The following is a 22,184-nucleotide window of genomic DNA, read 5'->3' on the forward strand; positions in this document are numbered from 1 at the left end:
AAATCAACAGAATTACCATTAGCAATGCTTAAAGAAGTTCCAGAGAATGTAAGATTTTGATTATCTGTGTTGTCTTTAAAATCTGAAAGGTCCAGAGAGTTACCACCAGAGATTTGAATATTATTGCCTGATAGACTTAAGTTTTGATTATCTGTGTTAATGGAAGATTGCCAAGTTGTTCCATTCCATGCAAGTAGTGACTTATTTTCACTATCATAGATTAACATTCCAATATCATTAGTTCCTAATTTAGTTGTTAAAGAGTTTTTTTGGGCATTTGTTAGTCTGTTTATTAAAAGTCCTTTATCTGTATCTCCTAAATCTATACTAGCTTTAATATTGGGAGAATTGGTTCCAATTCCAACAGTAACTCTATCTGTATTGGTTATACCTCCCAAAATCATGGTATTACTAAGGGTAGCATTTGCACCATAACCTATTGCTGTAGCATAACTTATACCATCTTTAATTCTTACTTTATTACCAATTGCAGTAGAAAAATCACCTTTAATATTTACATTGTATCCTAAACCAACTGAGTTTGCTTTAGTAATAGTATCTTTACTACCTATCAAAACTGAATAATCTGCTAGATTATTAGCATAGTTTTTATAGCCTATACTAACCGTTTCTCTAGCTAGATTTTTACTATAGTTACCTATAGTCATAGTTTCATAGTCCCTAGCTTGTGATTGATATCCTATAGCTAATACATCATTTTTATCCACAGTTGCTTCAGTACCAATAAAAATTACTCTATAATTGATGTTTTGACGACTACCAGATGCAATAAAATCAGCATTAGCTCCAATTCCAATATTATTACTACCTTCTCTATTAGTAAAACCAGTTTGGAAACCTAAATAAGTATTATAGTTAGCATTTTGAGATTTATTGGTTCTATTATTGTCCCACCCAGATCTAGCACCAATAAAAGTATTATAACTACCAGATTCTGTAGATGCACCAGCTGCTTGACCTATAAAAGTATTATATGCCCCCTGTCCTACATCAACTCCAGTAGAATCTCCAACAAAAGTGTTATAACTGGCAACTTTTCTTACAGCAATTGGTCTTGAAAAAGTGCCAGAATTTAAATCATATCCAGCTTGGTTACCAATTGCAGTATTTCTTTCACCTTCTTTTAAACTATAGGCAGCTAGAGATCCTATAGCAGTATTATCTGAGCCAGTAGCAGGCTCACTTGTAGGCGCTGTAACAGTATTTGTAGAATGATTATAAGAAACATTACTACTACTTCCACCAGCTTTATTACCTATAAAGGTATTATCATCACCTGTAGTAACTCTAAAACCAGCCATTTCTCCGATAAAAGTATTATCGTCTCCTTCTGTGTTATTAAATCCACTACCATTACCAATAAAAGTATTGTCTCCTCGATTTGTATTATAGTACCCAGATAAAAAGCCAATAAAAGTATTATCGTAAGCTGTAGTATTACTAAAACCGGCACCAAAGCCTATGAATACATTTTCTTGTCCTCTCAAATTAGAATAGCCTGCTTTATATCCTATTGCTGTATTATAATGATAAGAAGTTATATTTGTTAAAGTAGAGTCACCTACAGCGGTATTATAATCACCAGTAGTTCTATTTTTTAAAGAACCTTTTCCAGCTTTGTATTCTCCAGTTTGGGAAAAGGAGTTGAAAATTAAAAAAAGGAAAAAGATAAAAAAGAAATAAAAGTGTGATCTTTTTTTCATGAAGGGAAAATTTAAAGGGTTAGTTTATATGGTTTAAAAAAGCAAAATTATTTTTTATTTTAAATAAAATATATCTTTTTTGACAAAATTTGATAAATACTTTTTGAGTAAAAAATAGTACCTTAGATTTTTAATTTAGGATTTATGCAATTTGAAAAACAAACATTTCAGTTTTTAAAAAAATTAGAAATCAATAACAATAGAGATTGGTTTGCAGAGAATAAAAAGTTATATGATACTTCTCTTGGTAACGCTAAAGATGTATTCTCTAAAATTTATGAAAACTTAGAAATGCATGATGATATAGCTAAACAGAAAATATATCGAATTTATCGAGATGTACGTTTTTCAAAAGATAAAACACCTTACAATCCTCGATTTGCAGTTTCGTATTCAAGAAATGGTAAAGAATTACGAGGAGGTTATTTTTTACAAGTAAAACCAGGCGATACTGTTTTAGGAGGTGGTTTTTGGCAACCAGAAAAAGAAGATTTATTTCGAATAAGAAAAGAGTTTGAACTAGATGATAGTGAAATTAGAGAAATTTTATCTGAAGAGAAATTTGTAAATTATTTTGGAGGAAAACTAGAAGGAGATGAGTTAAAAACTGCTCCTAAAGGATTTGATAAGGAGCATAAAGCTATTGATTTGATTAAAAAGAAAGGTTTTATAGCTATCCGAAACTTTACTGATGAAGAGGTATTGTCAAGTAATTTTGTAGAGGAAGTAGATAATTCATTTAAAGCATTGCGACCTTATTTTAATTTGATGAGTGATATTCTTACCACGAATTTAAACGGAGAGTCATTATTATAAGAAAAAGCTGAGAATATATCTCAGCTTTTTGTTTTTATAGAATTATATTTGGCTTAAACCACCATCAACTTCTAATTCTACCCCGTTAATGAATGATGCTTCATCAGAAGCTAAAAATAATGCAGTATTTGCGATTTCATCCGAAGTTCCAAATCTACCCAACGGTACTTGTGTAGCGAAACCTTTCCCCATTTCTTCTACTACCTCTTGTGGTAATCCCATTTTTCCATAAATAGGAGTGTCAATTGGTCCTGGAGCAATAGAGTTTACACGTATACCTCTCGATTTTACTTCTGAAGTAAGAACTCTAGAATAAGCTCTTAATGCTCCTTTACTTGCTGAATATACCGCTAGACCATCAAAACCTTTCTGATGTACTATAGAGTTTGTAAATAAGATACTTCCTTTATCATTCATAAAAGGTAAAGCTTCTTTTGTAGTTAGTATTGGCCCTTTTACATTAATATCAAAAACTTCATTGTAATGTTCAGCTGTGATATCTGTAGTAGGAGTGACTGGAGCTATACCAGCATTTAAAAATAGAATGTCAATATTTCCATACTTATCGACAGCTTTTTTTATTAGCTGTGTATTATCTTCATCTTTAGATACGTCAGCTACTACAGTAATAAAGTCACCTTTTAAATCTGTAGTAGCTTCTTTTAAAGCGCTTTCTCTTCTTCCAGCTAATACTACTTTAGCTCCGTTTTCTAAGAATAATTTGGCTGATGCTAATCCAATTCCACTATTAGCTCCTGTTATTACTGCTACTTTGTTTTGTAATTTATTCATGTTTAGTTGTTTTTATTTGAAACGTTCGTTTCAAATTGAGTTAAAAAAAATTAATTTAATATAGAAAGTGTTGTTTTTACAATACTTTCTAAACGACTATAATCATTCATTATAATACCAGAAATACCTAAGCCTTGTAAAGAGTTAAGTAAGTAATGCGCATATTGATCTGAAGATTTATTAGTGTTAATAGTGCCCTCTGATTGTCCTTTTTCTATAAGGTCTCCTAATAATTGAATCATATTATTATAATTATTATTTAAAAAACCTTCAATAACTGTTTCCTGATTGGCCATTTCAGAAGTACAATTATTAATGAGACAACCTATGTGTTTATTATCAATATTGTTTTTAACATTCAATAAAAAAATAGCTTCAATAGCTTTTATTGGAGTTGCTGCTTTACTAGTAACTTCATCAACATTACATTTAAATATTGATTGATAATACTTTAAGCACAGCATATAAAGATCGAGCTTACTACCAAATGAATTGTAAATACTAGACCTGTTTAAACCAGTAGCGTCTACCAAATCTTGCATAGAAGTCAAACTGTAGCTTTTACGATGAAAAACTCCAGTAGCTTGCTTTATAGCTTCTTCTTTATTAAATGTTTCTACTTTTGGCATATATTTGAAATGAACGTTTCAAATATATGTGTTTTTTTAATATTGAATTAAAAAGAAGTGTTAATTTTTATTTTGTAGGTTTAATCGAATCTCTCTTTGTAAGAAAAAGAAAGTGACTAAAGTGGATAGAATATCAGCTATAGGAAATGACATCCATACACCATTTACTCCATAAAATCTGGGTAAAATATATACTAATGGAATTAAGAAAATACCTTGCTTTAATAAAGTTAATACTAAAGCAGGTAAAGCTTTACCGGCAGCTTGAAAATAAGCCGATCCAATTAATTGTGTTGTAATAACAGGAGTAGCTAGGAAAGCAATAATTAAAGCATTAGGAGTACTACTTAATAATTCTTTATCGTTTGTAAAAAGTCCTACCAATTGAGAAGGGAATAACATAATTAGAATAAAAATCACAGAAGCTATAATAGTACCAAATAGTATAGAAGTTTTAATGGTTTCTTTAACTCTTTCAGAATCATTAGCTCCATAATTATAACCTGCAATAGGCAAAAAACCTTGTGTAACACCCAAAACAGGGAATAGTGCAAACATCATTACTCTATTTATAATACCATAAACAGCAATTGCTATTTCACCACCATATTTGAATAATGTAAAGTTTAAAATAATTATAAGTAAACTAATTACTCCTTGACGTACTACTGTAATTCCTCCTAAAGCAACAATTTCTTTTAAAATAACTGTATTAATCATAAAGAATTTAGGAATAATTCTTAATTCGGTGTTTTTCGATAAGAAGAACCATAAAACGAATAAACCACTAACTCCATAAGAAATAGATGTAGCAAGTCCAGCACCAAACATTCCAAGGTTAAAAACTTTTATAAATAAAATATCTAAAACAATATTTGAAATAGCAGGAAATATTAAAGTAAACATAGCGTAATTAGGTTTGCCAACAGCTCTAATTACTGGATTCCCCATCATAGCAAAAGCTAAAAAAGGAACTCCCCATATGATTACGTGAAAATACTCCGCAGCCGGAGCCACAATATTACCATTAGCACCAAATAATTGTAAAACAGGAAAACAAAAAAAGGTTCCTATTAAAACAAATAGAATAGATAAAACAACTGTTAAACTTATTTGATTTCCAAAAACTTCAAAAGCTTTAAAAGTGTCTTTTTTACCTAAAGCTCTTGATATGATGGAGCTACCTCCAATTCCAATTCCCATACCAATAGAAGAGATGAAAAAAGCAATAGGTAATACAACAGTAATAGCGGCAATAGCCATAACGCTAATCCACCTACCCACAAAAATGGTATCTACAATCATGTTTAAAGACATTACTAAAATCCCAATAGAAGCTGGGATAGCTTGCTTTAAAAGAAGTTTACTAATTTTTTCAGTACCAAATTTGTTGGTTATTTTATTCATAATTAAAATCTAGCATTCGAATATCTTAAATATTATCAAATTTGAAAGAAATGAAACAAAGATTTAAGTAATAATTAACATCATTCTTGTAAGTTTGTTAAATGAATCTTTACGAAAAAAAAATTATAGTAACATCAAAAGATATTGATGAGTATAATCATGTGAATAATGTAGTTTATGTGCAATGGATGCAAGATGCATCAAATGCTCATTGGACTCAACTTATAAAAAATGTTCCAAAACCTGATTATGTTTGGTTTGTAATTCGACATGAAGTTGACTATAAAAATCAAGCAGTTTTAGGAGATGAGATAACTGTAAAAACTTGGGTTGGAAAGACAGAAGGTATTAAATCGGTGCGTCATTTTGAAATTTATAAAGAAGAATTATTACTTGTAAAATCGCAAACAACATTTTGTTTATTAGATGCAGAAACAAAAAGACCTAGAAGAATAACTAAAGAAGTAACAAACCTACTTTTAGGATAAAAATAAGCAATATCTTTGCACTTATAAATTAATAGTATGACAACATTTACAGCTTTAGGAGTACGAAAGGAATATGTTAAAGGATTAAAAGAGTTAGGGATAACAACTCCTACCGAAGTTCAAAAAGAAACGATACCATATTTATTAGAAAATAATTCAGATTTTATTGGGTTAGCACAAACTGGAACAGGGAAAACTGCAGCTTATGGTTTACCAGTTTTACATAAAATAAATCCTTCAAAAAATACAACTCAAGCCTTAATATTATCGCCAACAAGAGAGTTAGTTCAGCAAATTAAAAAGCAGTTATTTAAGTTTACTAAATATGTAGATGGTAAAATTTTTGTTGAAGCTGTTTATGGAGGAGAGAAAATAGACCGCCAGATTAAAAATTTACAAAGAACTACACATGTAATAGTAGCTACACCTGGACGCTTAATTGACTTGATAGAGCGAGGTGAGGTAAATTTAAAGGATATTAAAATGCTAGTACTTGACGAGGCTGATGAAATGTTGAGTATGGGGTTTAAATTAGAATTGAATCGTATTTTAAAATATACATCAGGAACTAGAAAAACTTGGTTGTTTTCTGCAACGATGCCCGATGAGATTAGAAGCATAATTAAAAAATATATGAATGCTTCAGCTAAACAAGTTGAAATAAATAAAAACTCATTGGTAAATGCAAACATAATTCATCAGTTTGTACAAACTACAATACCTGAGAAAGTAGATGTAATTATTAAGTTTTTAGAAAAAAGACAATCGGAAAGAGGAATCATTTTTTCAAGAACAAAAGCAGGTGCACAAAAATTAGCAAAAGAGTTAAAAGAAGAAGGTTTTTCAGTAGAAGCTTTAGAAGGAGATATGCAACAAAAAGAACGTGATAAAGTAATGCGTGCTTTTAAAAAAGAAAATCTTCAAGTTATTGTATCTACAGATGTTGCTGCCAGAGGAATTGACGTACAAAACTTAGGTTTTGTATTACACCATCAATTACCTGAAAAACTAGAATATTATACACATAGAAGTGGAAGAACAGCCAGAGCAGGTAAAAAAGGAGTTTCTTTAGTATTAATTCTTAATAATGAAAGAAATAATATTAAAGAAGTTGAAAGAAAACTAAAAATTGAATTTTCTGAAATAAATATATAAATGAGTATCATTTATGCTATAGATATCGCAGGAACTTTTGCTTTTGCTATAAGTGGAGCATTAGTAGCAATGAAAAAAGACTTTGATGTATTTGGAGTCATTATTATTGCTTTTGTTACCGCAGTAGGAGGTGGGATGATACGAGATGTTTTAATTAATGCACACCCTATAAACTGGATTGGTGATATTAATTATATCTGGACAATTTTAACTGCTGTTGGAGCAACCTTTTTATTTAGAAGTAAAATAGCTCCTCTACGTAAAACAATGTTTTTGTTTGATACTATTGGAATTAGTGTATTCACTTTATTAGGCTTGCAAAAAGGATTGAATTATGAATTGCATCCTTTTGTAGCTTTAGTAATGGGAATGGTATCTGCTGTTTTTGGAGGAGTTATTAGAGATGTTCTTACTAGAAAAGTTCCTCTAATTTTTAAAAAAGAAATTTATGCCTCTGCTTGTTTGGCAGGAGGAGTTATATATTTAATTTTAGGTAATTTTAATCTGAATGAAGACTTGCGATTTATTTTATCGGCAGCAGCTATCATTATAATAAGAACTGTTGTTGTTAAATATGAATTAGAATTACCAAAAATAAAAAAGGATATACTTGGTAAATAATTAGTTGTAACAAATGGAGAAATTAGTATTTGAAAATTTAGATGCATTGCATAGTTTAAAGGGAAAATCATTACCAGTAGGAGAATGGTTTACAGTAACTCAGCAAATGATAAATGATTTTGCAAATGCTACTTTAGACAAACAATGGATTCATGTAGATGAAGAAAAAGCAGCTAAATACTCACCAACGGGAACAACTATTGCACATGGATTTATGTCGGTTTCGATGTTATCAGAGTTAATTTCATATTTAATAGAAATTAAAAGCGTAAAAATGGGATTGAATTATGGTTTGAATAAAGTTCGCTTTCCTAACCCAGTTCCAGTTAATAGTCAATTAAGATTGGTAAGTTCTTTAAAGGAAATTGAAGATTTTAGCAATGGTAAGAAACTAACTTTTGATTGTTTAGTAGAAATAAAAGGACAAGAAAAACCAGCCTGTGTAGCAGAGTTTATTTTTGTTTTACTAGAATAAAAAAAGCTGTCTTGTAAAAGACAGCTTTTATATTTTATTACTTTTTTAAGAGAGAATCCCTTTAGCTTCAGATCTTTTAGTATACCATAAGATAAATAAAGCAAAACCAATAACCATAATAGGCATAATTACAGCTCCTGGACCATAAACTTCTATAGCTCCACTCATAAAAAGATTGTAAAACATTTGTATTACAATAGCTACTAAAGAAATTAAAAACATAGGTTTCGCTAGTTTTCTACGAAGTAATAAAAAGATACTGCCTATAAAGCCACCAAAAACAGCAAGAGCAAAAGCAGCCATTGCCCAAGAAGGTGTGTTTTGTACCATTTCCATTACTTTTTCATCAGGGTACATTGCTTTAAAAGCATCGGTATTGTATGCTTGTTGTAAGTATTGATTTACTCCCATACCATTCCATAGTAGAGAAATAACTGCAATAACCCAGAATCGTTTTTGAGGTTTGTTTGAATTAGTCATAAGTTGAAATTTACGTTAGTTGATTTCTAAAAATACTTATAAAGAGCTATAAATCAAAATTTAAAAAATATTATATATTTGAAGAACAACAAAAGGGGATTAAAAAATAAAGCAATGAAAATAAAATTGAGTTTTATACTCTTGCTACTAATAGGGGTTAATAGTTATGCGCAAAAAAAAGGATTACCAGAAGGATGGACCAGAATTCAACAAAATGGAAAAAGAGCATATAAAAACTTGGTAACTGGTAAAATATCAAAAAGATATCCAAAAACTCCAGCGCTAAAACCTATAGAAGACACTGTATTTGATCCAACAATAATTCATGTTGTAAAAGAGGGTGAAACTCTAAATTCAATAGCAAAAAAATATAGTTTTGATATTGAAAAGCTTCATGAGTTGAACAGTTTTTCTAAATCTAAAATAGCAGTAGGAGAGGAAGTTATTTTAGGATATGCTCACAATCAGAAAGAAAAGAAAGCTTTTTATAATGGAGATGTTAGTGTTTTAAACCATGATCATGATCACGACGATGATTATGAATATTATGATAAAACAGAGAAAAAAAATGTTGGATTTAAGTACCATATCGTTTTATCAGGAGAAACATTATATAGAGTGGCTATGAATTATAAATTATCGGTAGAAGAATTAAAAAAACTAAATAACTTAAAAAAAGCAACTATAATGGTTGGACAAAAATTAAGAGTTAAATAATCAATCTTAAAATAGTGTTAAACTAAAAACAAAAACTGTAACAATTTGAAAAAGTTGTCGTCATATAAGTGTAATTACTTAACAGTTAGTTTAGTGATTAGTTAGTTTTTAATAGTTGATTGAAAAAAGGCTCGGGATTTAGAAATCTCGAGCCTTTTTATTTTATATAGAAATAATTTAATACTTATTTTCTTTCTAATAAAGCCATGTAAAAACCATCAAAGCCAAATTGATGAGCTAAGACTTTATGGTCTTTTACAAATTTAAAATCTTTCCCTTCGTCAGAAGCTAAAAAGAATTCAATTTGTTGTTGATTTTCAGAAGGTAAAACAGAACAAGTAGCATAAACTAATTTTCCTCCAGGTTTTACCATCTTAGAATATTGTTGTAAAACTTTTTGTTGTACTTCTTTAATATTATCTAAAAATTCAGGTTGTAATTTCCATTTACTATCTGGATTTCTACGAATAACACCTAAACCAGAACATGGAGCATCAATTAATACTCTATCAGCTTTTCCGTGTAACTTTTTAATTACTTTGGTAGAATCGATAACTTTAGTATCAATATTGTGAACTTTGTTTCTACGAGCTCTAATTTTTAGCTTTTTCAATTTACTTTCATAAATATCCATAGCAATAATTTGCCCTTTGTTTTTCATTAAAGAAGCTAAGTGCAATGTTTTTCCTCCAGCTCCAGCACAAGTATCCACTACTTTCATACCTGGTTCAACATCTAAATAAGAAGCTACTAATTGAGAAGAAGCATCTTGAACTTCAAAAAGGCCATTATGAAAAGCTTCAGTTTTAAATACATTAGCTCTTTCAACTAAACGTAAAGCATCATCACATCCTTTAACAAATTCAGTATCTATATTTTCAGATCTTAATTGTTTTTGTAAACTTTCTTTAGATATATTTAAAGTGTTGGTACGTAAAATAACATCTGCTTTTTTATTTAAAGCAGCAATTTCTTTCGTCCAAACTTCCTCTCCTAATTCTTGAACTCCAAGTTCATCAATCCAATCAGGAATAGATTCTCTAAATTTTCTAATTTGAGAAAGTTCATCAAATTTCCCTTTAATTCTTCTAGTTGGAGTTTCTTCAATTTGATTCCAATCTGGTAATTTAATACCTCTTAATACACACCAAACTACAAACAAACGCCAAAGGTCTGGTCTCGAATATGGAGCCTTTACATTCGCAATTTCTGCATATAATCGTTTCCATCGTACAATGTCATAAATTGTTTCAGCAACAAACTTTCTATCACGTGCTCCCCATCGCTTATCTCTCTTTAATGCTTTCTCTACAGCTTTATCAGCATAAACATCTTCATTAAAAACGTCACGCAAACTATCTATTACTGCGTAAACTAAATTTCTATGTAATCTCATTTGATGAATTTAAGAGTGCAAAGATAGTTGATTTTAATGGCTTTTTGTATTTTCGTTTTTAATGAATTTAAATCATCCAATAACATATATAAAAGGTGTTAGTGTAGCTAGAGCAGAGTTGTTATATTCTGAACTAGGTATAAGAACTTGCAATGATTTATTAAGCCTTTTTCCCTTTAGGTATATTGATAAAACTCAATTTTATACAATTAATCAACTACAGCAAAACTCCTCAGAAGTTCAGATAGTAGGGAAGATTAGAAGTGTTAAAACTGTAAAGCAAAAAAGAGGAAGTAGGTTAGTAGCTACATTTTATGATGCAACTGGTTCTATTGAATTAGTTTGGTTTAAGGGAGCTAAATGGATAAAGGATAGTTTAAAAATTGATACTCCTTATGTAATTTATGGAAAGCTAAACTGGTATAATAGTAGTGCTAGTATGCCTCACCCAGAGATGGAAACGGTAAGAGAATATAAAAGTAAGTTGCAAATGTCTATGCAACCTGTATATCCTTCTACCGAAAAACTGACCAACAAAGGGATTAGCAATAAAATGATGCGTACTATGATTCAAAACTTGCTACAACAGGTTTATAGTAGTATTGAAGAAGTGCTTCCAACTTATATGTTAAATGAAAACCAGTTATTAGGAAAAAGAGAATCGCTATTAAATATTCACTTTCCAAAGAGTCAGGAGTTATTAGCAAAAGCTCAATATCGATTAAAGTTTGAAGAACTATTTTTTATTCAAGTACAGTTGCTACAAAAGAAGTTGATACGAAAATCAAAAATAAAGGGATATGTTTTTGAACATGTTGGTGAAGAGTTTACGAATTTTTATAATAATCACTTACCTTTTAGTTTAACCAATGCTCAGAAAAGAGTATTAAAAGAAATTCGAAAAGATGTTGGTTCTGGAGCTCATATGAATAGATTATTGCAAGGAGATGTAGGTTCTGGAAAAACAATTGTTGCTTTATTATCGATGCTAATTGCAATTGATAATGGCTATCAAGCTACCATTATGGCACCTACAGAGATTTTGGCAATTCAACATTATAATGGAATTGTTGAATTATTATCGGAAACTTCTATAAAAGTAGAGCTATTAACTGGTTCGAGTAAAACTAAAAAAAGAAGAGAAATTCATAAGGGGTTAGAAGATGGGACTTTACATATTTTAATTGGCACACACGCTATTTTAGAAGATAAAGTTCAATTTAAAAACTTAGGTATTTCTATTATTGATGAACAACATCGTTTTGGTGTTGCTCAACGTTCAAAAATGTGGCAAAAAAACGATTTACCTCCACATGTATTGGTAATGACGGCTACACCAATTCCAAGAACATTGGCAATGTCTGTGTATGGCGATTTAGATATTTCTGTAATTGATGAACTACCTCCAGGACGTAAGGAAATTAAAACAGTTCATAGATATGATAGCAATCGTTTAGGAGTTTTTAAGTTTTTAAAGGATGAAATAGCCAAAGGACGTCAAGCATATGTAGTATATCCGTTAATTCAAGAGTCAGAAGCAATGGATTATAAAGATTTGATGGATGGTTATGAAAGTATTGTTCGCGATTTTCCTTCTCCAAAATATCAAATCAGTATTGTTCATGGTCAAATGAAACCTGCAGATAAGGAATATGAAATGGATCGTTTTGTAAATGGTGAAACGCAAATAATGGTGGCTACTACAGTTATTGAGGTAGGGGTAAATGTACCTAATGCATCGGTAATGGTCATAGAAAGTGCTGAGCGTTTTGGTTTAAGTCAGTTGCATCAATTAAGAGGTAGAGTAGGGCGTGGAGCAGAACAGAGTTATTGTATTTTATTATCTAGTTATAAATTGTCTTCAGACGGTAAAACTCGTTTGCAAACTATGGTTGATACCACAGATGGTTTTAAAATTGCAGAGGTAGATTTGAAACTTCGAGGACCTGGAAATATTATGGGTACTCAACAAAGTGGTGTGCTTAATTTAAAAATTGCCGATGTAGTTAAAGATAGTCCCATTTTGCATGTAGCAAGGCAAATGGCTATAAAGGTTTTACAAGAAGATGCAGCACTGTCTAAACCAGAACACAGAGGGTTATTAAAAACGTATACTCAGCTTCAAAAAACAAGTGGTCTTTGGAGTAATATTAGCTAATTACTTACTAAAATAGATTGAAAAAGAAAAGCCAAAGCTGTAAAGCTTTGGCTAGTAAACTAATAAAACCAAGTATTAGTATCATTAGAGTTAGCTAACTAATGAACTAATGTTTTTAGCGTGAACTATATTTTAATGTAGGCTAATAACTCTTGTTATTTTCCAGTTATTATTTTCTTTTTTCCAAATATTAATGAATTTGCTTGGTATTGATTTTTGATTGGGCTCTTGTTTGTTAAAAAACTTATGGTATCCTATTTGAACAGCTCCATAGTTCTCAATAGGGTATACTTCTATGCTTCCTTTTATTAAAGTACGTGTAACTTTACCGCAAATATTTTTTTCTAAAGCTTTTAATAGTTCTTTTTTAGAAGTAGCTAATCCAGCTTTATCATGAAAAAACTCAATATCTTCATCTATAATATTTGCTTGTGTTTTCATATCACATGTATTGTAAGCATTAAAATAGATACTATCCATTTTTACAATTTGGTTATGTAAATTAACATCAGCAGGTTTGTATTTAGGAATTTCTTTAACCTGTCCATTCATAAAAAACGATATAAAAAACGTATATATATAGGTTAAGATTTTTAGAAAAAAGTTTCCGTTAAAAAAGAAATCGAAAATAGCATCCATAGTTTTTTATTTTAAATTATTACCAAGTTTTAAAGGCTAATTGACCGTCTTCGTTATAAAGTCTTCTAAATCCTTTTGGAATAGTTTCTAAAGTGTTGTTAGAAATCCTGATTTCTCCAATGTATCCATCGTTACAGTTTATTTTTAACAATACCTTGTCTATCATATTGTCTAAATCATATTTCGGATTGATAACTTCAATATCAATGTTTCTTTTGTTTTTAAACCATGTAACTAATTTTTCTAATTCATTTTTAGTTGTTTGTTTACTGATAATAAATTCAGCTTTTAAATCATTAATTGTGCTATCGAATAGAAAACTGATATCCTCATCATTGTTTGAATTTCTGTCATTTTCTTCTTCGTTATTATCATTGTTATTATAGTCACAATCTGTACATTCAAAACCTTTAGAGGTCATTTTAAAATGATGGTTAGCCATATCTCTATCATAAATATCTTGAGTATTTCTAACATCGTCTAAAAATCTACGAGTTGAATTTTCAAAATAAATTGTTGTACCTTCTGGAATGAATAAAGTAGCTCTAATTTCTTCATCTTTCCACATGTTTTTATATTCACTCAAAAAGAATGCATCAAAAACAATAGTGTTGTTAGCAGATTTAAAGTTATACTGAATTGTTTCAGCATTATCATTCGCTTTGCTTCTTCTTCTTCCTTCAGATGTTTTCTTAATTTCTATATAAGCATTCCCTGTTTCACTCTTACGAACATCAATATTGATATCGTTAGAATATTTCATTTCTTTATCGTTAACATATACACCTACAGCATTATTTCTATTACGTAAATTATGATTGTAATATATGTTATCATCATTAACTACTCTAAGTTTTAAAGGCTCTTCTTTAGTATAAGTTATGCTATGTTTAGTTACATTAGCTCCGTTATATGCATGCGTTGTAGCATATTCTATACCAGAGAAACCTACAGCTAATAATGATACTAACCATACTCCAAATAGAGTTAAGATAGCTGGAGTACTTAGTTTTTTTACATTAGGAGATAAGATTCTTAATCCTAATATAAATAGAACTATAAATGGAATTCCTATTAAAACAAATAAGAATATTGATAACAACCATTTAGGTAAAGTCGACTCATAAAAGAATGGAGGGTAATGAACCATATCATTATCGAAGTCCAAAAATTCTAAACTTCCAATTGAAAATATTCCTAACAATAATGATATGATTGTTATCCCTGCAATAAAGATTAGTAAAACTCCCATGAATTTTCCAAAAACTTTAAATACGGCCAGTAATATTTTGCCCATTGTATCTATAAAATCTTGAAATCCAGAAGAGGTTTTAGACTTTAATTTTTCATAATCTGCGCTTGAAATTTTATCAGATAGGTCATTAGCGCCATCTTTTAGCTTTGATGATAGATTTTCAAACTCGTTACGAATTTTTTTTTCAATGTTATCAATATTTACAGCTTCACCTTCCATCTGTAATTTTTCAGTAGTAGTCTTAGCTTCTGGTAATAATATCCAAAGAATAAAATAAGCGATAAAACCAAATCCAGCTCCAAACATTAAAACTAAAGTTAATAATCTTACCCAGATTACATCTATACCAGCATAATGAGCTAAACCAGCACAAACACCACCTAAAAATTTATCATCACCATCTCTAAAAAGTTTTTTACTAGTTCTGTTTCTTCTTTGAGAATACGAAGTGCTATCGTTAAAACTATCTTCAGCTTCAGCATAATCTTCTGGCTGTCCCATAATAGTAATAACTTCATCAATATCACTTTCATTAACTACTTGACGAGCGTCAGTAATTCTCTCTGATAATAACTCACTAATACGTGCTTCTATGTCAGAAATAATTTCATTTTTTCCTTGAGGATCATCGCTTAAAGAACGAGAAATGGCGTCTAAATAGCGTTTTAGTTTTTGATAAGCAGTTTCATCTATATGGAAGAAAAATCCGCCTAAATTTATATTTATTGTCTTATTCATTTTTAGTTGATTTTGTACTTGTTACTTGGCTTACTGCATTTACTAAATTATTCCATGTTTTGTCTAATTCTTTTAAGAACATCCCACCGTTTTCTGTTAAAACATAGTATTTTCTTGGTGGTCCAGAGGTTGATTCTTCCCATCTATATGTTAATAATCCTGCATTTTTTAAGCGAGTTAATAACGGATAAATAGTTCCTTCAACCACAATCATTTCTGCACCTTTTAAGGTTGAAAGTATTTCAGATGTGTATGCGTCTCCTTTCTGTAAAATAGATAAGATGCAATACTCTAAAACACCTTTGCGCATTTGTGCTTTTGTATTTTCTATCTTCATGTAATGCGGTTTATAGGTTATTTTATAAAATTAATTGTAAAAGGATACTTGTATTCCTCTCCTTTGTTAGCTTTCATTGCCGCAATAATAATTAAGGCAATTTTGATAAGTGTTACGATACTTACTAATGATGCTATTCCAATGAAACCAAAAAGACCGTCGTAGGAATGATGTCCGCCAAAATCTACATCAATTCCTCTAAAAATATCTATAAAGTTTCCAAAGAAGAAAGAGAAGAATGAAGCACTTAGTATAAAAATATATAAGCCGAAGCTTATGTTAAAATTGACTGCTTCTTTTCCATGATTGTCTAAAAATGTACTTCTTTCTTTTAAGGTTTGCCATAAAATTAAAGGAGTAATAATGCTTCCTAACGGAAAAAAGTATCCTGCGAAAGCTGATATATGTATTAAAAAAGCATTGGTATTTTCTTTGTTCTGTTGCATAATAAAATGAATTATATAATACTTGACTATGCAAATATATATCTTTTAAAAGGTATTATGCAATACATAGTACTAAAATTTAACAAAATTTAACATTTAAAATCATGAGTTTTTTTAACAAAAAAGCTGTAAATTGCCTGTAAATACTGATAAAATGAAGTTTACACCTCGAAAAATTAATTTTTTTACATTATTCAAATTACCATCTGCATATTTATGTGGAATAAGGGTAAAATCAATTTCTAATGAAAAATCTCTGGTAGGAGTTAAGCATAAATGGATTAATCAAAACCCATTTAAAAGTATGTTTTGGGCTGTTCAAGGAATGGCAGCAGAACTATCTACTGGTATTTTGGTTATGCAAGCAATTGATAACTCAGGAAAAAAAGTTTCAATGTTAGTTACCAATATGAATGCAACCTTTACCAAAAAGGCAACAGGAAAAATTAAATTTGAATGCAATGATGGTTTGGCAATTGAAAAAGCAATTCAAAAATCTGTTGAAACTGGAGAAGGACAGACTGTTTTAGTTACTTCTGAAGGAATTAATAAAGAAGGTATTTCTGTTTCTAAATTTGAATTTGAATGGAGTTTAAAAGTTAAAAATTAATTTTATTTCAATGTTAGATTGTAACAAAAAAGAGAAATAATATTCTAATAGACAGATTAATTAAACAAAATACTTATGAATGCACATGAAATAGATTACCGCATTTTTGGAGAAGAAATGCAATATGTAGAAATTGAATTAGATCCTCAAGAAGGAGTGGTAGCTGAAGCAGGAAGTTTTATGATGATGGATTCGGCTATTAAAATGAATACTATTTTTGGTGATGGTTCAAATCAAGAAAAAGGTTTATTGGGAAAAATATTTTCTGCTGGAAAAAGAATTTTAACAGGAGAAAGTTTATTTATGACTGTTTTTACTAATGATGGTCAAGGAAAGAAACAAGTTTCATTTGCATCTCCTTATCCAGGGAAAATTATTCCAATTGATTTGACTGAATATAACGGTAAGTTCATTTGCCAAAAAGATGCTTTTTTATGTGCTGCTAAAGGAGTTTCTATAGGTATAGAATTTTCAAAGCGTTTAGGAAGAGGTTTGTTTGGAGGTGAAGGTTTTATTATGGAAAAACTGGAAGGTGATGGTATGGCATTTGTGCATGCAGGAGGAACAATGGCAAAAAAAGTATTACAACCAGGAGAAGTTTTAAAGGTAGATACAGGTTGTATTGTTGGTTTTACACAAGATGTTGATTATGACATTGAATTTGTAGGTGGAATTAAAAACACAGTTTTTGGTGGAGAAGGTTTGTTTTTTGCTACGCTTAAGGGGCCTGGAACTGTTTATATTCAATCATTGCCATTTAGTAGGTTAGCTGGTAGAGTTTTAGCTATGGCTCCACAAACAGGTAGAGGAGATAAAGGTGAAGGAAGTATTTTAGGAGGATTAGGAGATATTATTGACGGAGATAATAGATTTTAATTTATAAATAAGAGATATAAAAAAAACCGCTATTAAGCGGTTTTTTTATGGTGAAAAGATTTTTTTTAAACTCCTAAATCATCAAATATCTTGATTAATTTTTCTCCTTGTGATGGAGCAGGAGCATTAGGATTTACAATTTTTCCATCAGGGTCAATAAGGATAAACTTAGGTAATCCTTTGATTAAGAATTTTTGAGCCCACTCTAAATCGTCTTGTTTTTTTCCACTGAATAATTGTATTCCAGTCATTTCTCTGTCAACAATAGTTTGCTTCCATTTTTCAAAGTCTCTTCTATCATCAACACTTATACTAACAAATTCAATGTTTTTTCCGTGATATTCTTCTTCTAATCTTTTTAATAAAGGAATTTCTCTTTTACAGAAAGCACACCAAGTAGCCCAAACATCAATGTATAAGTATTTTCCTTTACCTAATAAATCGTCAAAAGAAGTAGTACCTCCATTGTAATTTTTGAAGTTTTCAAATTTAGGTGCTGGTTGTCCCTTGGCAGTTGTTTTTAAGATGTTGTAACTTTTAGATACTTCATCTTTATGTTTCTTGTTTGTAGAGTAAGCCATGAACTTATTATAGAACTCTTTTAAATTATCAGTATAAGTAATACTGTTTTTAGCGCTAGTGTATAATAAGTCGTTTTTAGCAATAGAATCGTTAACTTCTGTTTGAACAGTTTCTAAGTAAGTTAAGTAATAGTCTTCACCGTCTTTGTTCTTCTCTTTAGCTTTCAGGTCTAATAATTCTAAAAGCATTTTTCTGTATGAATATGAGTTCATGTAATCATATCCACTACTAAAATTAAAGTTTTCTGTAGGACTTGGGAAGTCTTCAGAAACAACAAAATCTGAATTTCCAGTTAAAGTTCTGTGGAAATCTTGGTAGTTGTTTATGTTTCTTAAGTATTCATAATCTATGTTTCTAACTTCGTTTTTAAGAAAATCAGCTGGTAAATTACTAGAAATAGACAATTCAGTTAAAGCATCTTTATACTCGTCCATTTTATCTAAAAACTCTCCTTCTTCTAATGAGAAAAGCTCATTTGCATTTATTAATATTTCTGGAAACTTTGCTCTTTTTTTAACGAAGTATGTATTGATTTTTTCATTAGTTCCTTCAAACTTTCCATTAAAGTTGCTAGGGTCTCCTTTTTTATAATCAAAAACAATTCCTGTATTTACAGTATCGTTAAGGTATAAGTTAAAATGTTTTTTGTTAGTTCTTAAAGTATAGTTTCCATTTCTATCAATTCGTATTGTGTCTGAGAAAGTACCAGTCTTTTTGTCGAATTTTATTTTTTTGCTAAAATTGAAGCCTTCTAAAGTAACATCTCGTTTTTTATAATTTTCAATTTTTCCTGATAAAATTAAATAATCTTTTACAGGTTTTTCTTTTGTACATGAAATTATGGTAACTCCTATGAGGGCTAAAAGTACTATTCTTTTCATTGTTTAGTTTTTAAGGTGAATAAGGCGTCGAAGTTAGTTTTTTTAGTTTTTTTATCAAAGATTTTAACAAAAAAAATAAAATATAAAAAATATTTTACGATTTAAAAGTTTGATTTTAAAAGTTTTTTAGGTATAGCTTTGTTAATTTTTTAAATAAATTAAACAGGTAGGATAGTTTAATTAATGCTTTTAAAAAGGAAAAAGCATACTGTTTTTCTTTATTATTTATAAAGAAAGTATAAAAAAGACCTAAGTAATTAAACTTAGGCCTTTTTGGAAATATTATTCATCTATTTCTGTTCTAGATTCTTCAGGTTTATCACCTTTTTCGATTTTAATGACAAGCTTATTATCTTTTTCATTTAAATCCATAAAAATAGAATCACCTTCATCTAGTTTAGAGTTTACAATCTCTTCAGCTAAAGAGTCTTCAATGTATTTTTGAATAGCTCTTTTTAAAGGTCTAGCTCCGTATTGTTTGTCATAACCTTTGTCAGCAATATAATCTTTAGCTTTTTCACTTAAAGTTAAATTGTAACCTAAGTCAGCAATACGCTTTAATAGTTTATCTAACTCTATGTCTATAATGCTATGGATATCCTTACGTTCTAAAGAGTTGAAAATAATAACATCATCAATACGATTTAAGAATTCAGGAGCAAATGACTTTTTCAAAGCTCCTTCAATAATACTCTTAGCATGAGCATCTTCTTGATCTTTCTTAGAAGTAGTACCGAAACCAACACCCGCACCAAATTCTTTTACTTTACGGGCACCAATATTAGATGTCATTATTATAATGGTGTTTCTAAAATCAATCTTTCTACCAAGACTGTCTGTAATATGTCCATCATCCAAAACTTGTAAAAGCATATTGAAAACATCTGGATGCGCTTTTTCAATTTCATCTAAAAGAATTACAGAATAAGGCTTACGACGAACTTTTTCAGTTAATTGTCCACCTTCTTCATATCCTACATAACCTGGAGGTGCTCCAATAAGTCTAGAAATAGCAAACTTTTCCATGTATTCACTCATATCAATTCTAATTAACGAATCGTCAGAGTCAAATAATTCACGTGCTAATATTTTTGCTAATTGAGTTTTTCCAACACCAGTTGATCCAAGGAAAATAAATGAACCAATAGGTTTGTTAGGGTCTTTTAAACCAACTCTATTACGTTGAATAGCTTTTACAACTTTTGCTACAGCTTCATCTTGACCAATTACCTTTCCTTTAATTAAGTTAGGTAGTTCAGCTAAACGACTACTTTCAGCTTCAGCTACACGATTTACAGGAATTCCTGTCATCATTGATACAACTTCTGCTACATTATCTTCAGTAACGGTTTCTCTATGAAGTTTAGAATCCTCTTCCCATTGGTTTTGAGCTGATTCTAAAGCTGTTTCTATGTTTTTTTCGTCGTCTCTAAGCTTTGCTGCCTCTTCGTATTTTTGACCGCTTACAGCCTTTGTTTTACGTTCGCGAATTTCATCTAGTTTAGATTCTAATTCTAAAATTTGTTGAGGAACAACAATATTAGTAATATGAATTCTAGAACCTGCTTCATCTAAAGCATCAATAGCTTTGTCTGGAAGAAACCTATCAGTCATATAACGATTGGTTAATTTTACACAAGCTTCTATAGCTTCATCTGTAAAAGATACATGATGATGCGCTTCGTATTTACCTTTTATATTATGTAAAATTTGTACAGTTTCCTCAACAGTTGTTGGGTCAACAATTACTTTTTGGAAACGACGTTCTAATGCTCCGTCTTTTTCAATATTAGTTCTATATTCATCTAAAGTAGTAGCACCTATACATTGAATTTCACCTCTAGCTAAAGCAGGTTTTAACATGTTTGAAGCATCTAATGATCCTGTAGCGCCACCAGCTCCAACAATTGTATGGATTTCATCAATAAATAAAATGATGTCATCATTTTTTTCAAGTTCATTCATTAAGGCTTTCATTCTCTCCTCGAATTGACCTCTGTATTTTGTTCCAGCAACTAAACTTGCTAAATCAAGAGAAACAATACGTTTATCGAATAAGATTCTAGAAACCTTTCTGTTTACTATTCTAAGAGCTAATCCTTCAGCAATAGCAGACTTACCAACACCAGGTTCTCCAATTAACATTGGATTGTTCTTTTTTCTTCTACTTAAAATTTGAGAAACACGTTCAATTTCTTTAATACGTCCAACAACTGGATCTAATTTACCACCAATGGCTAATGCTGTTAAATCACGACCGAAATTATCTAAAACTGGTGTTTTAGATTTTTTAGGCTGCTTTCCTTTAGAAGGTTGTTGTCCATAAGGATTAGATTTTTCTTCAGAAAAATCATCGTCAGAAGGTGTTTCAGCCATAGGAGATAAGTAATTATCTTCAACGTGTAATTGTTTATATAAAGCTTTAGCTTGTTCGTAATCTACATCATACTTTTGAAGTAACTTCGTTGTAGGGTCATTCTCATTACGTAAAATACATAATAATAAATGTGCAGTATTTATAGAATTACTTTGGTATAACTTTGCTTCTAAAAATGTAGTTTTTATAGCTTTCTCTGCTTGTCTAGTAAGATGCAAACTTTTCTTTTCTACGTTAGCTACATAAGGGGTCGTAGGATTTAATTTTTCTAATTTATTACGTACCAAATCTAAATCCACATCGAAAGTAGTTAATATCTCGATGGCTTTTCCGTCTCCTTTCCTTATCAAACCTAACAATAGATGTTCAGTTCCAATAAAATCATGACCTAATCTTAAGGCTTCTTCTTTACTGAAAGTAATTACATCTCTAACTTGTGGTGAAAAATTATCGTCCATAAATTTTATTTGTATCTGTGTAAAGTTAGTAAGTTTTTTTCTTTAAAAATACAAAAAAGATGCCAATAGTTTTAAAAAGTTATTCTTGTCATGTTTTTTTTTAAAGAGTGACAAAAATTGTTAATAA

The 22,184-nt window shown here is 30.0% G+C and carries 21 protein-coding genes; 9 read left to right on the top strand and 12 right to left on the bottom strand.

What is annotated here, in order from left to right; genetic code table 11:
• Window positions 1-1,724, bottom strand: a 1,724-nt coding sequence (locus Q0958_RS04130) for a hypothetical protein (protein ID WP_299120012.1), incomplete at its 3' end; no start/stop codon positions are given.
• 144 nt (window positions 1,725-1,868) lie between these two features.
• Between Q0958_RS04130 and Q0958_RS04135 the strand changes: the two genes are divergently transcribed.
• Window positions 1,869-2,540 carry a DUF2461 domain-containing protein gene (locus Q0958_RS04135; RefSeq protein ID WP_299120014.1) on the top strand — a complete coding sequence of 224 codons (672 nt, stop codon included), beginning with the start codon at window positions 1,869-1,871 and terminating at the stop codon, window positions 2,538-2,540.
• A 42-nt stretch (window positions 2,541-2,582) separates the two neighbouring features.
• Here Q0958_RS04135 and Q0958_RS04140 read toward each other — a convergent pair whose 3' ends face one another.
• From Q0958_RS04140 to Q0958_RS04150, 3 genes are read right to left on the bottom strand one after another with little or no spacing between them, the layout of a single operon-like run.
• Window positions 2,583-3,332 (bottom strand): glucose 1-dehydrogenase, encoded by a 750-nt coding sequence (locus Q0958_RS04140; protein WP_299120016.1) that lies wholly within the window; start codon window positions 3,330-3,332, stop codon window positions 2,583-2,585.
• Window positions 3,333-3,382: 50 nt separating this feature from the next.
• Window positions 3,383-3,961, bottom strand: coding sequence for a TetR/AcrR family transcriptional regulator (locus Q0958_RS04145; protein ID WP_299120019.1), 579 nt, complete (start codon window positions 3,959-3,961; stop codon window positions 3,383-3,385).
• Between the two features lie 60 nt (window positions 3,962-4,021).
• Window positions 4,022-5,368, bottom strand: a complete 1,347-nt coding sequence (locus tag Q0958_RS04150) for an MATE family efflux transporter (protein ID WP_299120022.1) — start codon at window positions 5,366-5,368, stop codon at window positions 4,022-4,024.
• A gap of 101 nt (window positions 5,369-5,469) precedes the next feature.
• Between Q0958_RS04150 and Q0958_RS04155 the strand changes: the two genes are divergently transcribed.
• From Q0958_RS04155 to Q0958_RS04170, 4 genes are read left to right on the top strand one after another with little or no spacing between them, the layout of a single operon-like run.
• Window positions 5,470-5,856, top strand: coding sequence for a thioesterase family protein (locus tag Q0958_RS04155; protein WP_150899148.1), 387 nt, complete (start codon window positions 5,470-5,472; stop codon window positions 5,854-5,856).
• A gap of 36 nt (window positions 5,857-5,892) precedes the next feature.
• A complete protein-coding gene (locus Q0958_RS04160; protein WP_150899147.1) occupies window positions 5,893-7,011 on the top strand; it encodes a DEAD/DEAH box helicase in 1,119 nt (372 codons plus the stop codon).
• Window positions 7,012-7,632, top strand: a complete 621-nt coding sequence (locus Q0958_RS04165; RefSeq protein ID WP_299120031.1) for a trimeric intracellular cation channel family protein — start codon at window positions 7,012-7,014, stop codon at window positions 7,630-7,632. It begins immediately after the preceding gene.
• A gap of 13 nt (window positions 7,633-7,645) precedes the next feature.
• Window positions 7,646-8,107, top strand: coding sequence for a MaoC family dehydratase (locus tag Q0958_RS04170; RefSeq protein WP_299120034.1), 462 nt, complete (start codon window positions 7,646-7,648; stop codon window positions 8,105-8,107).
• 45 nt (window positions 8,108-8,152) lie between these two features.
• On the opposite strand, the gene Q0958_RS04175 is transcribed toward Q0958_RS04170, so the two are convergent.
• Window positions 8,153-8,587, bottom strand: a complete 435-nt coding sequence (locus Q0958_RS04175; RefSeq protein WP_299120037.1) for a hypothetical protein — start codon at window positions 8,585-8,587, stop codon at window positions 8,153-8,155.
• 114 nt (window positions 8,588-8,701) lie between these two features.
• Between Q0958_RS04175 and Q0958_RS04180 the strand changes: the two genes are divergently transcribed.
• Window positions 8,702-9,304 carry a LysM peptidoglycan-binding domain-containing protein gene (locus Q0958_RS04180; RefSeq protein ID WP_299120040.1) on the top strand — a complete coding sequence of 201 codons (603 nt, stop codon included), beginning with the start codon at window positions 8,702-8,704 and terminating at the stop codon, window positions 9,302-9,304.
• Between the two features lie 184 nt (window positions 9,305-9,488).
• On the opposite strand, the gene Q0958_RS04185 is transcribed toward Q0958_RS04180, so the two are convergent.
• Window positions 9,489-10,700, bottom strand: coding sequence for a methyltransferase domain-containing protein (locus Q0958_RS04185; RefSeq protein ID WP_299120043.1), 1,212 nt, complete (start codon window positions 10,698-10,700; stop codon window positions 9,489-9,491).
• Window positions 10,701-10,761: 61 nt separating this feature from the next.
• Between Q0958_RS04185 and recG the strand changes: the two genes are divergently transcribed.
• A complete protein-coding gene (gene recG / locus Q0958_RS04190) occupies window positions 10,762-12,858 on the top strand; it encodes an ATP-dependent DNA helicase RecG (RefSeq protein ID WP_299120046.1) in 2,097 nt (698 codons plus the stop codon).
• A gap of 132 nt (window positions 12,859-12,990) precedes the next feature.
• Here recG and Q0958_RS04195 read toward each other — a convergent pair whose 3' ends face one another.
• The 4 genes from Q0958_RS04195 to Q0958_RS04210 are packed head-to-tail and all read right to left on the bottom strand — an operon-like array spanning window position 12,991 to window position 16,273.
• Entirely contained in the window at window positions 12,991-13,497 is a 507-nt protein-coding gene (locus Q0958_RS04195) for a nuclear transport factor 2 family protein (protein ID WP_299120048.1), read from the bottom strand.
• 19 nt (window positions 13,498-13,516) lie between these two features.
• Entirely contained in the window at window positions 13,517-15,490 is a 1,974-nt protein-coding gene (locus Q0958_RS04200; RefSeq protein WP_299120051.1) for a PspC domain-containing protein, read from the bottom strand.
• Window positions 15,483-15,827 carry a PadR family transcriptional regulator gene (locus Q0958_RS04205; RefSeq protein ID WP_150899139.1) on the bottom strand — a complete coding sequence of 115 codons (345 nt, stop codon included), beginning with the start codon at window positions 15,825-15,827 and terminating at the stop codon, window positions 15,483-15,485. Before Q0958_RS04205 ends, Q0958_RS04200 begins: the two co-directional genes overlap by 8 nt.
• A 17-nt stretch (window positions 15,828-15,844) precedes the next feature.
• Window positions 15,845-16,273, bottom strand: coding sequence for a DUF4870 domain-containing protein (locus Q0958_RS04210; RefSeq protein ID WP_150899138.1), 429 nt, complete (start codon window positions 16,271-16,273; stop codon window positions 15,845-15,847).
• Between the two features lie 154 nt (window positions 16,274-16,427).
• On the opposite strand from Q0958_RS04210, the gene Q0958_RS04215 reads away from it, so the two are divergent.
• A complete protein-coding gene (locus tag Q0958_RS04215) occupies window positions 16,428-16,883 on the top strand; it encodes a DUF4442 domain-containing protein (protein WP_299120057.1) in 456 nt (151 codons plus the stop codon).
• A 75-nt stretch (window positions 16,884-16,958) separates the two neighbouring features.
• A complete protein-coding gene (locus tag Q0958_RS04220) occupies window positions 16,959-17,759 on the top strand; it encodes a TIGR00266 family protein (protein ID WP_150899137.1) in 801 nt (266 codons plus the stop codon).
• Between the two features lie 65 nt (window positions 17,760-17,824).
• Here the strand turns inward: Q0958_RS04220 and Q0958_RS04225 are convergent, their stop codons facing one another.
• Together Q0958_RS04225 and Q0958_RS04230 are read right to left on the bottom strand one after the other, a co-directional pair.
• The gene (locus Q0958_RS04225; RefSeq protein WP_299120060.1) at window positions 17,825-19,222 is read right to left on the bottom strand and encodes a TlpA disulfide reductase family protein; all 1,398 of its coding nucleotides are present in this window, start codon (window positions 19,220-19,222) and stop codon (window positions 17,825-17,827) included.
• 282 nt (window positions 19,223-19,504) lie between these two features.
• Entirely contained in the window at window positions 19,505-22,057 is a 2,553-nt protein-coding gene (locus Q0958_RS04230; protein ID WP_299120061.1) for an ATP-dependent Clp protease ATP-binding subunit, read from the bottom strand.
• Window positions 22,058-22,184: the final 127 nt, after the last annotated feature.

It is taken from the genome of uncultured Tenacibaculum sp. (assembly GCF_947499065.1).
Taxonomy (GTDB): Bacteria; Bacteroidota; Bacteroidia; order Flavobacteriales; family Flavobacteriaceae; genus Polaribacter.

Excerpts from the sequence above, each read along its gene's own strand:
- Q0958_RS04180 (WP_299120040.1), top strand. The coding sequence starts at position 8,702 with ATGAAAATAAAATTGAGTTTTATACTCTTGCTACTAATAGGGGTTAAT.
- Q0958_RS04215 (WP_299120057.1), top strand. The coding sequence starts at position 16,428 with ATGAAGTTTACACCTCGAAAAATTAATTTTTTTACATTATTCAAATTA.
- Q0958_RS04220 (WP_150899137.1), top strand. The coding sequence starts at position 16,959 with ATGAATGCACATGAAATAGATTACCGCATTTTTGGAGAAGAAATGCAA.
- recG (WP_299120046.1), top strand. The coding sequence starts at position 10,762 with ATGAATTTAAATCATCCAATAACATATATAAAAGGTGTTAGTGTAGCT.
- Q0958_RS04140 (WP_299120016.1), bottom strand. The coding sequence starts at position 3,332 with ATGAATAAATTACAAAACAAAGTAGCAGTAATAACAGGAGCTAATAGT.
- Q0958_RS04200 (WP_299120051.1), bottom strand. The coding sequence starts at position 15,490 with ATGAATAAGACAATAAATATAAATTTAGGCGGATTTTTCTTCCATATA.
- Q0958_RS04150 (WP_299120022.1), bottom strand. The coding sequence starts at position 5,368 with ATGAATAAAATAACCAACAAATTTGGTACTGAAAAAATTAGTAAACTT.
- Q0958_RS04230 (WP_299120061.1), bottom strand. The coding sequence starts at position 22,057 with ATGGACGATAATTTTTCACCACAAGTTAGAGATGTAATTACTTTCAGT.
- Q0958_RS04185 (WP_299120043.1), bottom strand. The coding sequence starts at position 10,700 with ATGAGATTACATAGAAATTTAGTTTACGCAGTAATAGATAGTTTGCGT.
- Q0958_RS04205 (WP_150899139.1), bottom strand. The coding sequence starts at position 15,827 with ATGAAGATAGAAAATACAAAAGCACAAATGCGCAAAGGTGTTTTAGAG.
- Q0958_RS04225 (WP_299120060.1), bottom strand. The coding sequence starts at position 19,222 with ATGAAAAGAATAGTACTTTTAGCCCTCATAGGAGTTACCATAATTTCA.
- Q0958_RS04135 (WP_299120014.1), top strand. The coding sequence starts at position 1,869 with ATGCAATTTGAAAAACAAACATTTCAGTTTTTAAAAAAATTAGAAATC.
- Q0958_RS04160 (WP_150899147.1), top strand. The coding sequence starts at position 5,893 with ATGACAACATTTACAGCTTTAGGAGTACGAAAGGAATATGTTAAAGGA.
- Q0958_RS04175 (WP_299120037.1), bottom strand. The coding sequence starts at position 8,587 with ATGACTAATTCAAACAAACCTCAAAAACGATTCTGGGTTATTGCAGTT.
- Q0958_RS04155 (WP_150899148.1), top strand. The coding sequence starts at position 5,470 with ATGAATCTTTACGAAAAAAAAATTATAGTAACATCAAAAGATATTGAT.
- Q0958_RS04165 (WP_299120031.1), top strand. The coding sequence starts at position 7,012 with ATGAGTATCATTTATGCTATAGATATCGCAGGAACTTTTGCTTTTGCT.
- Q0958_RS04195 (WP_299120048.1), bottom strand. The coding sequence starts at position 13,497 with ATGGATGCTATTTTCGATTTCTTTTTTAACGGAAACTTTTTTCTAAAA.
- Q0958_RS04170 (WP_299120034.1), top strand. The coding sequence starts at position 7,646 with ATGGAGAAATTAGTATTTGAAAATTTAGATGCATTGCATAGTTTAAAG.
- Q0958_RS04145 (WP_299120019.1), bottom strand. The coding sequence starts at position 3,961 with ATGCCAAAAGTAGAAACATTTAATAAAGAAGAAGCTATAAAGCAAGCT.
- Q0958_RS04210 (WP_150899138.1), bottom strand. The coding sequence starts at position 16,273 with ATGCAACAGAACAAAGAAAATACCAATGCTTTTTTAATACATATATCA.